Below are 12,617 nucleotides of genomic sequence, written 5' to 3'. Positions count from 1 at the left end.
TTTCAGTCCTCTTCTGTTGGTTACTGCTCGTTTTGAGCCGTTTCCTGATGCGCATCATCCGGCTGTTCGTGTACGATTTGGTTCACTGCCGGCTTTTCTTCTTTGAAAGCATACACCGCTAAAAAAGGAGATGCAATAAAAAATACGAGCAGCGCTGTAATGAGTGGAAAATGGTTTCTTTTTTCAGCTTTTTCTTTTACAGGGCGCTGCAGTGTTTCACCTTCTGCCAACACAGGCTCTTTTACTTTTTCAAGCGGCTGCTTATGCTGCTCTGCTATTTCACGATAAGGGTCCTTCATGATCATCGTTCCTCCCATTGGTCATCGTAAAAGAAATTATTTCTATTATACCCGACCAGCTCCAATAACGTAATAGGTTAAAATCCTGGCAACAAACTATTTAGCCGCTCCCGCCAGTCAAACCGTTCCTCGGATGCCTCGCTCCCACCGCTCGTTTTGTACGGCGCATGATCAAACCCGCACCGGTCACAGCACTGCGGCTGCTCAATCGGTTGTTCATCAAACATACGCATGTAAGCGGCACGGCGGCACTCTGTTGACTCAATCCACTGCTTGAGCTCATTCCGCTTGGCCGCTTTCTTATCCAGGAGTGTCATTCGCGCTCTGCTGATCCATGCTCCTCTTGGTGCGCCGCGTTCATCGGCAGCTTTTGCATAGTGGATCAAAAAGCGTTCCTGCGTTTCCGAAAGCGGCGGCTGTACATCTCGCGGATGAAAACCGTATTCTGTTACCTGGCGGATCTGCCCTTCATCAGGAAATTCAGATTCTGCGATAAATTCGTGCAGCTTCTCATCTCCGGGTACATACAGGAGAATCGCAATCGCCGGAGCCCCGTCCCGTCCTGCCCGGCCAATCTCCTGTAAATAAGCTTCTATTTGTGACGGCATGTGATAGTGAATAACAAAACGGACATTATCTTTATTGATCCCCATTCCAAATGCGCTTGTCGCACATACCACATCTACATCGCCGTTTAAAAATTGATGCTGAATCAATAAGCGGTCGCCGGCATCCATTCCACCGTGGTAAAAAGCGGACCGTTTTATACCATGCTGTTTCAAGTAGGAAGCCGCTTCTTCTGCAGCTCTTCTTCCCGAGAAATAAATGATGCCTGGTGTTTTCAAAAACTGCAGCCATTCTAACAGCCGGGTTCTTTTTTGCAGCGGCTCTTCCAGTGTTTCAATTTCAAGTGCGATATTCGGTCTGTTCACAGAAAAAACCCATTCTGCCACATCATCGAGCCAAAGCTTTTCATAAATATCCGCACGGACTCGTTCGTCAGCCGTTGCTGTCAAAGCAAGAGTAAGCGGGCTGCCAAGCGCTGCGCGGGCCTTGCCGAGCAAACTATAATCCGGGCGAAAATCGTACCCCCATTGTGAAATACAATGCGCTTCATCAATTACAAACAAAGCGATCGAAAGAGCACGCAACGCCCGCATCACATTCGGCATTTGCAGCATTTCCGGTGATAAAAAAATAAACTTGTAACGGTCAAGTCGCAGGAGCGCCGCATTTTTTTCTTTATACTGAAGAAACGAATTCAGCGCAATCACCCGCTTTTCTCCTCTTACTTTCAATTGCTCCACTTGATCCTGCATAAGGGAAAGAAGCGGTGAAACGATCACAATTGAGCCATTTAACATATACCCGGGAAGCTGATAACAAAGCGACTTGCCTGTTCCGGTAGGCAGCATGCTCAGGGTATGACGCCCGTCCAACAGCGATTCAATCGTTTCCCGCTGCCCCGGACGGAAGGAAGAAAAACCAAATGTCCGGCGCAGATGTTCATCAATGGTCATATTGTTCCCCCCCTTTCCTTTGCTAAAACAAGCCGGATTTCAAAATACGAATGATTTGGCAATTGATCTTTAAGCGGCTTAAGCTGGCGCACGCCGCTTGACCCGCCTGCTTTTAATACTTCCGCTTCTTTTTGCTCATCGATAAATGGACGAATGGAAAAGTGAGGATCGTTTAAAGCCAGTTCTACTACGTGGTCTTCAATGGTCGCTTTTTTCAGTCCTCTCGCAGCCGCCACTTCTTCAATGGTCTTTCCTTTATGTAAATAAGCAGCTGTTTTCCGTGCAGATTCAGTTAAAGGGACCGATACCGTGATATCGCTTAAAAGATGCTTTAAAAGAGGAAGCTGGCCGCCTTTTTCCATGACAGTCTGCACAATAGCATGCAGGCTGTGTAAAAAGCGAAACCAGTATTCTGTCGGTTCCATTTCGAGGATGTCTGCTGTCTGCTGCACCGTTTTGCCTGTTTGTGTATGTCCGGAAAAGCGCAGCAGCAGACAGTCCGGGTGTTCCGGCTGCTCTTCCAGCACAAAACGAATTTCCCGATGAAGCTCGGCGGCAAGCTGTCCTTTTTCAAAGCCGCTTTCTTTCACAAATTGTTTGACCCATTGCTGTACGCCTTCATCGCGCGTAATGGGGTAATATGTCCGATCTTTATAAGCAAGGTGTGAGACAACTTGTACAGCCAACTGGAGGCGGCTGAAAAACACAGGCGCAGTACCTGCCAGCTTCCAGCCTGACAGCTGAGGAAATTCACCCGTTTTCTCAAAAGCGGCTCTCATTTTATTCGTTCCTTCCGCTGTGACAAACAGGCGCTGCCGCTCACCCTGGAGACTGCCGGATGCCAGGAGCTCTTCTATCACCCGGTCAAACAGCTCCATGGTAAGAAACGGTGTGGTTTGAAACCATTTGTCCAGTTTGAACAAATGGGCATCCTGAATAGTCTGGGCCGACTTTTTTCCTTTTAACAAATGAAAAACAGACGAAGCTGTTCGCTCTCCCTCTACTTCTTTCAGCATACAAAGCATCACCGCTTCAAGACATTCCAATTTGTCTCCCACCTTTCTATACAGCGATAGTGTATCACAAAACATGCGTTCCTGTCTTTTCTTTTTGCTTCCACTTTTATTTGAAACCCCTTTCATGCAGGGTGTGGGAAGTTTTTTATTGAAAAGTAAATTAATCAGACTTAAAATGAACAATAGAAGTGTTTTCACATACGCTTACTGACTGATTTTATGGGAGGTTTACATTTTGGCGAAGTATACGATTGTCGATAAAGACACATGTATCGCTTGCGGCGCTTGTGGAGCTGCAGCCCCTGATATCTATGACTATGATGATGAAGGCATTGCATTCGTTATTTTAGACGATAATGAAGGAACGGCTGTTGTCCCTGACGTTCTTGAAGAAGATATGCAGGACGCGTTCGAAGGCTGCCCGACTGATTCAATTAAAATTGCCGACGAGCCATTTGAAGGCGACGCGTTAAAATTCGAATAAATAAAAAATCCGGTTCCTAAAATGGAAACCGGATTTTTTATTACCGCAGCTATTTCCTTCTTTGCTTGAAAATGGAGAAAACGGCGTAAAGCACAGCTCCGGCAGTTATGACTGCCTTGGAAGGGTAAAAAAGAAAACAGTGCCGTGTCCAAGCCGGCTTTGAACTTTAATTGTCCCGCCGTGGGCCTGAACAATGTTTTTGGCAATCGACAGCCCAAGCCCCGTCCCGCTTCTTCCGCGCGTCCTCGCTTTATCGGCTTTGTAAAACCGCTCGAATACAAAAGGCAGATCTTCCTCTGGTATACCTGCTCCGGAATCTTGAACTTGAATAAGATGAACCTTTTCCTTTATTTCATGCATAACCGTTACCCGTCCGCCCTCTGGTGTGTGCCGAAGAGCATTGTCAATCAAGTTGGTCAGCACCTGCTCAATCCGGTCTTCGTCAATGGATACGTTTGTTTCTGCTTTATTCGTTTGCGCAGAAAGGACGATATTTTTTTCTTTCGCAAGTCCTTGGAACTTGTTAGTGACACGCTGTAAAAATGGTTCGAGCACTGTATCCGTTTTATGAAGCGTAATATGCCCTGCCTGCATACGAGCAAGATCAAGCAGTTCATTGACGAGACGGCCCATTCGAAGCGATTCTTCATGAATTATTTGAGCAATTTCCCGTTTTTCCTCTTCGGTTGCGGCAATATCATCTACAATGGCCTCGCTGTAGCCCTGCATCATTGAAATAGGGGTCCGAAGCTCATGAGATACGTTGGCAATAAAGTCCTCACGCAGTTTGTCCAGGCGGCGTTCTTCTGTCATATCCCGCACAACCGTGACCGCTCCGCGCACCGAATCGTCGTTATAAAGCGGGCTGACAATCATGACATAGGAACGGCCCTGCATCGTTAATTCGCCCTCCTGCTCCGTTTCCGTTTTGACCGCTTCTTGAAATAAATTTTGCAGCAGTGTCGGCGTTTCTGCTTCGATTCCAAGCGCTTTTTTTTCAAAATTCCAGTCATGCAAAAACTGCCGGGCCGGCGGGTTCTTAATTAACACTGCTCCATCTTGATCGAGCGTAATCACACCGTCTGCCATGGAGCTTAAAATGCTCGACAGCTGCTCTTTTTCTTGATTGAGTGCATGAATGTTTCCCTTCAGCTGATAAGCCATTCGGTTAAAAGCAGTCGCAAGTGCTCCAATTTCATCATTTGTTAAAATCGGAACCTTTGTATCAAAATGCCCCTGGGACAGCTCAGTAGCGGCTGTACGCATAGAACGAAGCGGCGCGGTAACACGGCTGGAAAGAAAAAACGCAAACACGGTTGTTAAAATAATGGCAATCCCCGCCGCAATCAGAATGAGCTTCGTTGTCTGTTCCGTCGTTTCTTTCATTACTTCAAGAGACTGATAAATAAATACCGCGCCTGTCTCACCATTTGTAAGCTTAAAAGGCACTCCGACAATAAAGGAATTTTCAAAGCGGCGGTCCCCGTCCGCTCCCGCAGCTGTATTAATTTCAGCTTTTACTTTTTCCACCCCGTCGAAAACAGCTGCCAGATTAGGGTTGTCCGTAATGATGCTCTGGCTGATTCTGGACTCTTCCTCTTCAAGCGGGGAGAAATGAAAGGTTTGCTCATTTTCGGCAATGACAATATGAGCCGGTTCATCTACAAGCTCCCAGGCCACTTCCAGCCTCGTTTCTTCATCACCGTAATTTTGAATAACCGTGGCAATTTTTTCGGCCGTATTTTCAAGCTGCTGTTCTACTTGAGCAATATTGTACGTCTCGAAGAACTCCAGCAGTAAAATCGTTAAAAAAGCCAGTACAAAGGAAACGAGAAGCAGGATGGTGATCCATAGCTTCCCGACAACGCTTCTCCATATCTTCATTCATTCCCAACCTCAAATTTATATCCGACGCCCCACACCGTCACAATCATTTTAGCTGCTTCTTCCGAGACTTTACTCAGTTTTTCACGCAGACGCTTTACGTGGGTGTCGACTGTTCTTAAATCACCGAAAAACTCATAATGCCATACTTCCTTTAATAAATGCTCACGGTCGAATACTTTATCCGGGGCTTTTGCCAGAAAATAAAGAAGCTCATATTCTTTAGGCGTTAAATTCACTTCTGCACTATCGGCTGTTACCCGGTGCGCATCGTTATCGATCGTTAAATGGTTGTAAACAATCAAGTCTTTTGACTTTGTGTCCGTATGTAAATAAGTGGTTGGAGAGGACCGGCGGAGGAGCGCTTTCACCCGCAGCACAACTTCGCGGGGACTGAATGGCTTCACAATATAATCATCCGTGCCAACCTCAAAGCCTTGAACACGGTTTGCTTCTTCTCCTTTTGCCGTCAGCATAATTACCGGAGTAGCTTTTGTTACACGCAGCTCGCGGCATACCTCGATGCCGTCTTTACCCGGCATCATCAGATCAAGCAAAATGCAGTCATAGTCTTTTTGAAGTGCTTTTTCAAGCGCTTCTTCTCCATTTTCCGCTTCATCAATGGCATAGTTTTCCCGCTCAAGATACATCCGCAGCAGTCTGCGAATACGTTCTTCATCATCTACGACTAAAATGCTCATTTCTTTTTCCAAAAACATTCCCTCCCATACGCACATTATCTACTATTATAATACAAAAAAAGAGCCCCGCCAAAGGCAAGGGCTAAATTTCTTATGCGTAAGAGTGAAGCCCTGCAATCACAAGGTTCACCGCTATAAGATTAAACATAATAATGCCAAAACCTACAACAGCAAGCCAGGCTGATTTCTCTCCATGCCATCCTTTGGACAAACGCAAATGCAAAAAAGCGGCATAGAACAAAAAGGTAATAAGCGCCCATACTTCTTTTGGGTCCCAGCCCCAAAAGCGCGTCCAGGCAATCTGTGCCCAGATCATGGCGAAAATAAGTGCACCGAGTGCAAACACCGGAAAACCAATTAAAACAGACCGGTAACTGATTTCATCCAGTAAATCCGAGCTTACCTGTCGAACAAGCGGCTGTAAAGAAGCAGCCACCCGTTTTCGGGTAATCAAGCGAATCAGCACATATAAGACAATACCGCCGGCAAGCGACCAAATTACCGTATTCAGCTTTTTCGCATTAATAAACGCCGGCACATGGGCGAGTGGCTCCATTTTCTCCTTGGTGAGAAGAGTACCTTCATTCGGCCCTACAAGCGCTGGCAGGGTAAATTCCTGCTTGGCTGCCTGCTCTTCCTTGTTTACATACTCGAATTCTGCTTTGTAATCCGCCATGGCAAAACCGGTGGTAAGCAAAATAAACGCAATCACTGAAACGATAAAAAACATGACAGCTTCCAGCCACTTTGTTTTTTTCGTGCTTGTTGTCTGATCAATGTTTTTTACGAGAAAGATCATCCCTGCAATAAAGCTGATGGCCAGTATTCCCTGCCCCGCTGCTGCTGTTGTTACGTGAATCGCCAGCCAATGACTTTGCAGTGCTGGAATAAGAGGATTAATTTCTCTTGGAAACATGCTTGCATAGGCAATAATAATAATCGCCACCGGCAGTGCAAACAAACCAAGCACTGTTGTTTTGTAAATAAAAAAAAGTAGAATAAAGGCGCCCACAATCATCATCCCGAAGAAAGTGGTAAATTCAAATAAATTGCTGACCGGTGCATGGCCTGCCGCCGCCCATCTTGTAAAAAAGTATCCCAGCTGTGCCGCGAACCCAATGATGGTTACGATAATGCCAAGCCTGCCCCACCGATTCAGCGCTTCCCCTTCACGAAGACCTTTTTGACGGATCGCCCCGCCAAAAAGAAAGGTTGCAGCTAGATAAAAGAAAAAAGCCGCTTCAAGCAGCGTACTGCTCGCATCCGCTAAATGGACCATACAACGTGTGCCCCCTTACTCCTTTTGTCTGTCTTCCGGCTCCGGAACGCTTGTCCCTTCTAAAACCGAATGAATTTCCCGTTTGAGGCCGTGCCAGTTTTTATTCGTATGGCCAGCAGCGTATACCTGGCCGTTCTTTTCACGAATCCATAGACGGCGATGATTCCAATACGAGCCTTGAATCACACCGATCATGAAAATAATGCCGCCCGCTGCCAGAATAGGAAGCGTTAAGTCTTTGCGAATGGTCAGGGCTGAAACATCCCGGGTGTCCAGGCTCTTAAAAGCCATTTTAAACGTTGTTTCACCGAGCGGCTCCATTGTATTACGGATTTGGGCAAAGCTCACTTCTCCATCTGGCGTCTCTGGCGTAATCATATTAAATAAAAATGCCGGATTGTTCGGCAGCGGTGATTTTGAGGTCGGTTCTCCTTCTTTTGTAAACCCATCAAAATCCGGATAATAGCCAAGCAGTTCCACTTTATATCCGCCGCCAAGATCATACGCGGCCTGCTGGTCAAACAAATCAATGACCACTTCCCCGAACTCTTCGCCCGTTTCTTTGTTTGTAAGGGCAAAGTGCATGGCCTTCATCTCATCCTGACGGAAGCTCGTTTGATAAACGGCAAACTGGCCGAACTTCATTGGCTGATTGACCTGGATTGAGTCCTCCTGCACCCTTGTCAGCTCGGGCTCCGCCCCCGGCAGCTCATTGTTTTTATTTCGGTATAATACGGCATCCGTCTGATAATTTTTTGCAACGGTTCCAACACGGTCAATCGCTTCATTAAATACTTCCGGGTCTTCCCCTGCTTTGTAATTTTGGAGAGTAAACCCGTTATTTTTCACATAATATTCTCCGTTTGTGCCGGGAACTTGAAGGGTTTCTCCTTCTCGAATCCAAAGCAGCTCGTCTACGTACATTCCGGGCACCGAACGAAGAAGCGCACCAAGCAGAAAAATAATGAGCCCAACATGATTCACATAAGGCCCCCATCTTGTAAAGCGATTTTTCTCTGCTAAAAGAGCCCCGTTTTCTGTGCGGACTTTATATCTCTTTTTTATCAGGGCTTCTTTTATCTTTTCCCACTCTGCAGGCTCAAGCTTACCCTGCCGCTGAGCAAAAAAGCGCTGCTTTTTCATAAACGTTTCATGCCGGTCGACGCGCTGGTTTTTCAGTGCACGGTACAAGGGAACCACGCGGTCGAGGCTGGCAATCACAAGCGACACGCCGAGCGCGGCAACAAGCGCGCTAAACCAGACGGAATTATATAAATCATGAAAACCGATCATGTAATAGAGCTTGCCGAATGTGCCATATACATCCTCATAATAGGTCTCAGCGGAAACGTTGGATGGAATGTAAAACTCCTGCGGCAAGATCGTTCCGAATGAGGCCGCTACGAGCAGCAGCACAATAATCCAGATGCCTACTTTTACGGAGGAAAAGAAATTCCAGACTTTATCAATCAGTGTTTTGTTATAGGTTTGTGAACGGCGTGCGCTTCCCTCATAGCGCATGTCCACAAGCTTGTCCTGCTTTGCTTTTTCCGTCAGTGCACGCCCGCACGATTCACATAAAATCGTACCGGCCGGGTTTAGACGGCCGCATTCACACTTCACTTTCCCCATACAAAAACTCCCTTTACGATGATGGTTTTACCCGTTCAAACAGTGCACGCAGCTGATCTTCCTGAACAAGGCCGCCGATGACAATTTGATCAATCGTGCCATCCGGCTTAATCATAAATGTTGTCGGAAGCGGGTCAACCCCGTACGTATCCATCACTTCTTTTCCCTCATCAATCGCGATTGGGAATGTTAAACCGTACTGCTTGGCGAAGTTCTCAACTTGAAAATCCGATTCACCTACATTTACCGCTAAAATCTCTACCTGGCCCTCATACTCTTTTGCCAGTTTTTCCATGTACGGCATTTCTTTTTTGCACGGTTCGCACCAAGTACCCCAGAAGTTCAAAAACACGCCTTTTCCTTCGTAGTCGGAAAGCTGATGCGTCTGACCGTTTACATCCCTCAGTACAAAATCCGGAGCTTCATCCCCTTCTTCCAGACTGCCGCGGGATTCTTTCGTTAAGTTCGTATAAAGCGTATACATAACCAGTCCAGCCAAAACCGCTAAAATAGCGGTTCGTATAACGAGTCGTTTTTTCTTTTTTTCCATTTGACAGCCTCCAGGCCCGTTCCACTACGCGGGCAGGAATAAACACTACACTTATTATATCATTATTTTTTGCTGTAAAAGAAAACGGCTTCAATCTTTAAATGTGACATTTTTATGACTTAGCGGAGAGAACCTGTTTCAGCAAGCGTACGCAGCTGTTTCACCTCATGAGCCGTCAGCTCGCGATATTCGCCCGCATTTAAGCCATGCAGCGTCAGGTGAGCAAAACGATCCCGGCGAAGCTTTTGCACCGGATGCCCGATCGCTTCAAACATGCGGCGCACTTGCCGGTTGCGTCCTTCATGAATGGTAATTTCGAGCAGGGAACGATTTTTCTTCCGGTCAATTGACAGCTCTTTTATTTTTGCCGGCGCCGTCATTCCGTCCTCTAACTTGATACCGCTCATAAGCCGTTTTAATAAATGGCGCTGCACGATGCCTTCTGTTTTGGCAATATAGGTTTTATCCATTTCATAGCGCGGGTGCGTCATTAAGTTAGCAAATTCACCGTCATTAGTGAGCAGCAAAAGCCCCGATGTATCGTAATCAAGACGCCCCACCGGAAAAATGCGTTCCTCTACTCCAGGGAAAAAGTCCACAACCGTTTTTCTTCCTTTGTCATCTGTTACAGCTGAAATAACACCGCGCGGCTTATAAAACAAGTAATACACTTTTCTTTCCCGTTCAAGCGGCACGCCTTCTACCCGCACATCATCGTTTAATCCTACTTTTGTGCCAAGCTCGGTTACTTTCTTTCCGTTAACCGTTACTTTCCCTTCCTGAATAAGCTGTTCCGCTTTTCTGCGCGATGCGATTCCTGCCTGCGCAATTACTTTTTGCAATCGTTCCATCTATTTCACCTCTATAATTGTCTTTTCGTCCATTAAGCATTATGGCACAAATATTCAAAAAGGAAAAGAAAACAAAAAAACGCAGTAAAAATGCTTTTAAGCAAGTTATACCATCCGGTTATAATAAAATCCTTTCAGATCTAACAAATCTTGGATAACGAGCTGCATGCCTTGCTTTAACACTGCCACATTCCGAAAGCTTTTATGCAGAAGCGGCTTGGGTTCTGTGTGTATAATGCAAAAAAACCTGGCTACAGGAGCCAGGTTGCTGCAAGAACGGAAAAGAAAAACGCAGCCGCATCCGCAAGCAGGCCAATTTTCAAAGCATCACCGGTTTTCTTGATTCCGACAGCCCCGAAGTAGACAGCCAGCACATAAAGAGTAGTGTCGGTGCTGCCCTGCATAATCGCTGCCAGCTTTGCAATGTACGAATCTGCTCCATGCTCCTGCATAATCTGATCCAGCATAGCTAGTGTCGCCGTGCCGGAAATCGGACGCATAAGGGCCAGGGGTACCACATCAGCTGGAATACCGACCAGAGAAAGCAGCGGCGCGAGCCATGAGGCCAGCTCACCGGCAGCACCGGAAGCGCGGAATATCGTCACAGCCGCCATCATAATGACAAGATGCGGAACGATAGACACCCATGTCTGCATGCCTTCTTTTGCTCCGTCTGTCAGTGTTTCGTAAATGTTTACTTTTTTAAAGATCCCTACGCCAATTACCACTGCTACAATAGCCGGCACAAGCCAAACAGCCATTATCGTCTCCTTCTGAAAGCGTAATAACGGTCAAGCACAATGGCAAAGAAAAAAGACAAAATGGTCGCAGCCAGTGCCGGTATAATAATATCCGTTGGATCTGATGCTCCATTTTTCATTCCAATAGCGATTACAGTGGTAGGGATAAGCGTAATCGCTGCTGTATTAAGCGCTAAAAAGGTGATCATCGAGCGGCTTGCTTTGTCCTCGTCGCTGCTCAGCTTTTTGAGCTCCCGCATCGCTTTAAGACCAATCGGTGTGGCTGCATTACCGAGCCCAAAAAAATTCGCGGCCATATTCGAGGCAATATAGCCAAATACAACATGTCCATCCGGTATTTCCGGGAAAAGCCGGGCTAAAAGCGGCTGGACTGCATCCGCCAGTCCTTTTACCATACCAGAGGCTTCCGCTGTTTTCATCACGCCCGTCCAAAACAAAAGAATTCCAGCGAGTGAAATCGCCAATTCAATGGATTGCCCCATGGACGCGAACAAGGCCTCATTCACCTCGTCCATCGTTCCGTTAATGGCTGCAAAAAGAAACCCGGCCAGGATTAAAAAAGCAAAAGCGACGCTTACCATGCCATCAGCTCCTTTTTCAGCTTTGCCCATAGAGATGTGGCCGCCCGTTCTTTTGTTTTATAAACCGTGATCGATGTTTGTTTTTCGTTCCCAATCCATAACTCTGCTTTTCCAGTTTGGCCAGACCCTATGACCAGCCGAATGTAGGCAGACTTTTTTTCGTCAGATGTCATGGGATAGCGGACCTGTTTTTTTGCATAATACAACTGTTTTTCCCCCGGAACGGCGAAAGGCGTTTTGCCGACAATCATGGTCTGGCTGTACGAATGGAAGCCATACTCAAAAAGAGAAGTATGGTCAAGCCAGTCACCCGGTGCATTCAGTGTTACGACTGCTAAAGACATGCCATCCTTTTTGGCTGTTGTGACCAGTGTACGGCCTGACTTTTTCGTAAAGCCCGTTTTGCCTCCCGTAATGATGCCTCCGCTCCGGACAAGACGGTGTTTGTTTTCCCAAACACGAATCGGCTTGCTTTTTGTTTTGTACAAATCCGTTGAAACAATTTTCCGGTACGTACTGTTTTTCATCGCTTCTGATGTTAAAAGAGCCATATCATAAGCGGTTGAATAGTGGGCCGGATCGTGAAGTCCATGCGGATTCATAAAAGAAGTGTTCTTCATTCCGATCTCTTTTGCTTTTTTGTTCATTAAAGCGGCAAACTTTTCTGGTGTGCCGGCAACGTGTTCACTGATCGCAATGGCAGCATCATTTCCAGAACGAAGCATTAATCCATATACGAGTTCCTCCAGTTTCAACTTGTCCCCTTTTTCCAAGTACAGACTAGACCCTTCTACTTGGCGGGCGCGATCGCTGATGGCCACTGTTTCATTCAGCCGTCCGGATTCTACTGCAAGCAGCGCGGTCATAATTTTGGTAATGCTCGCAATCGGCCGGCGCACATGTGCATCTTTTTGGGCTAAAACCCGCCCGCTTTCCATGTCCATCAGCACGGCACTTTGAGCAGAAAGAGATGGTTCTGCTCTTGCAGCTGTCGGCATAACAGAAAGTGCCAGGAGCAGGATGAAAGCGAACAACCTCTTTTTTTTCATCAGTCCGCTC

At 46.6% G+C, this 12,617-nt stretch carries 13 protein-coding genes; 1 reads left to right on the top strand and 12 read right to left on the bottom strand.

Annotated elements, in window-relative coordinates; all coding sequences use genetic code 11:
- Positions 1-20 precede the first annotated feature (20 nt).
- From RIN81_RS04110 to RIN81_RS04100, 3 genes are all read right to left on the bottom strand, one after another.
- Positions 21-299 carry a hypothetical protein gene (locus tag RIN81_RS04110; RefSeq protein WP_309087676.1) on the bottom strand — a complete coding sequence of 93 codons (279 nt, stop codon included), beginning with the start codon at positions 297-299 and terminating at the stop codon, positions 21-23.
- A gap of 77 nt (positions 300-376) precedes the next feature.
- Positions 377-1,819, bottom strand: coding sequence for a RecQ family ATP-dependent DNA helicase (locus RIN81_RS04105; RefSeq protein ID WP_309087674.1), 1,443 nt, complete (start codon positions 1,817-1,819; stop codon positions 377-379).
- Complete coding sequence (locus RIN81_RS04100) at positions 1,816-2,865, bottom strand: YpbB family protein (protein WP_309087672.1); 1,050 nt, start codon at positions 2,863-2,865, stop codon at positions 1,816-1,818. Before RIN81_RS04100 ends, RIN81_RS04105 begins: the two co-directional genes overlap by 4 nt.
- Before the next feature lie 205 nt (positions 2,866-3,070).
- Here RIN81_RS04100 and RIN81_RS04095 point away from each other — a divergent pair, with 205 nt between their 5' ends.
- Positions 3,071-3,319 carry a ferredoxin gene (locus tag RIN81_RS04095; RefSeq protein ID WP_242233583.1) on the top strand — a complete coding sequence of 83 codons (249 nt, stop codon included), beginning with the start codon at positions 3,071-3,073 and terminating at the stop codon, positions 3,317-3,319.
- 105 nt (positions 3,320-3,424) lie between these two features.
- On the opposite strand, the gene RIN81_RS04090 is transcribed toward RIN81_RS04095, so the two are convergent.
- From RIN81_RS04090 to RIN81_RS04050, 9 genes are all read right to left on the bottom strand, one after another.
- Positions 3,425-5,203: an ATP-binding protein gene (locus RIN81_RS04090; RefSeq protein WP_309087670.1), complete on the bottom strand. Its 1,779-nt coding sequence runs from the start codon at positions 5,201-5,203 to the stop codon at positions 3,425-3,427.
- Entirely contained in the window at positions 5,200-5,916 is a 717-nt protein-coding gene (locus RIN81_RS04085) for a response regulator transcription factor (protein ID WP_309087668.1), read from the bottom strand. The genes RIN81_RS04090 and RIN81_RS04085 overlap by 4 nt, the downstream gene beginning before the upstream one ends.
- Positions 5,917-5,995: 79 nt before the next feature.
- Positions 5,996-7,183, bottom strand: coding sequence for a c-type cytochrome biogenesis protein CcsB (gene ccsB, locus RIN81_RS04080; RefSeq protein WP_309087666.1), 1,188 nt, complete (start codon positions 7,181-7,183; stop codon positions 5,996-5,998).
- A 15-nt stretch (positions 7,184-7,198) separates the two neighbouring features.
- Positions 7,199-8,815, bottom strand: coding sequence for a cytochrome c biogenesis protein ResB (resB, locus tag RIN81_RS04075; protein WP_309087664.1), 1,617 nt, complete (start codon positions 8,813-8,815; stop codon positions 7,199-7,201).
- Between the two features lie 13 nt (positions 8,816-8,828).
- Entirely contained in the window at positions 8,829-9,365 is a 537-nt protein-coding gene (resA, locus tag RIN81_RS04070; RefSeq protein ID WP_309087662.1) for a thiol-disulfide oxidoreductase ResA, read from the bottom strand.
- 119 nt (positions 9,366-9,484) lie between these two features.
- The gene (locus RIN81_RS04065; RefSeq protein ID WP_309087661.1) at positions 9,485-10,216 is read right to left on the bottom strand and encodes a pseudouridine synthase; all 732 of its coding nucleotides are present in this window, start codon (positions 10,214-10,216) and stop codon (positions 9,485-9,487) included.
- Positions 10,217-10,467: 251 nt separating this feature from the next.
- Positions 10,468-10,977 (bottom strand): spore maturation protein, encoded by a 510-nt coding sequence (locus tag RIN81_RS04060; protein ID WP_242233576.1) that lies wholly within the window; start codon positions 10,975-10,977, stop codon positions 10,468-10,470.
- A complete protein-coding gene (locus RIN81_RS04055; protein WP_309087659.1) occupies positions 10,977-11,558 on the bottom strand; it encodes a nucleoside recognition domain-containing protein in 582 nt (193 codons plus the stop codon). Before RIN81_RS04055 ends, RIN81_RS04060 begins: the two co-directional genes overlap by 1 nt.
- Positions 11,552-12,607, bottom strand: a complete 1,056-nt coding sequence (locus tag RIN81_RS04050) for a D-alanyl-D-alanine carboxypeptidase family protein (RefSeq protein ID WP_309087657.1) — start codon at positions 12,605-12,607, stop codon at positions 11,552-11,554. Before RIN81_RS04050 ends, RIN81_RS04055 begins: the two co-directional genes overlap by 7 nt.
- Between the last annotated feature and the right edge of the window lie 10 nt (positions 12,608-12,617).

The sequence above is a fragment of the Domibacillus sp. genome, from assembly GCF_031181085.1.
Classification (GTDB): Bacteria; Bacillota; Bacilli; order Bacillales; family Domibacillaceae; genus Domibacillus.
This window is presented reverse-complemented; position numbering and strand designations above follow the sequence as displayed.

Bases quoted from the DNA above. Each gene is read 5' to 3' on its own strand.
- RIN81_RS04060 (WP_242233576.1), bottom strand. From the start codon at position 10,977: ATGGCTGTTTGGCTTGTGCCGGCTATTGTAGCAGTGGTAATTGGCGTA.
- resA (WP_309087662.1), bottom strand. From the start codon at position 9,365: ATGGAAAAAAAGAAAAAACGACTCGTTATACGAACCGCTATTTTAGCG.
- RIN81_RS04110 (WP_309087676.1), bottom strand. From the start codon at position 299: ATGAAGGACCCTTATCGTGAAATAGCAGAGCAGCATAAGCAGCCGCTT.
- RIN81_RS04065 (WP_309087661.1), bottom strand. From the start codon at position 10,216: ATGGAACGATTGCAAAAAGTAATTGCGCAGGCAGGAATCGCATCGCGC.
- RIN81_RS04105 (WP_309087674.1), bottom strand. From the start codon at position 1,819: ATGACCATTGATGAACATCTGCGCCGGACATTTGGTTTTTCTTCCTTC.
- ccsB (WP_309087666.1), bottom strand. From the start codon at position 7,183: ATGGTCCATTTAGCGGATGCGAGCAGTACGCTGCTTGAAGCGGCTTTT.
- RIN81_RS04055 (WP_309087659.1), bottom strand. From the start codon at position 11,558: ATGGTAAGCGTCGCTTTTGCTTTTTTAATCCTGGCCGGGTTTCTTTTT.
- resB (WP_309087664.1), bottom strand. From the start codon at position 8,815: ATGGGGAAAGTGAAGTGTGAATGCGGCCGTCTAAACCCGGCCGGTACG.
- RIN81_RS04090 (WP_309087670.1), bottom strand. From the start codon at position 5,203: ATGAAGATATGGAGAAGCGTTGTCGGGAAGCTATGGATCACCATCCTG.
- RIN81_RS04050 (WP_309087657.1), bottom strand. From the start codon at position 12,607: ATGAAAAAAAAGAGGTTGTTCGCTTTCATCCTGCTCCTGGCACTTTCT.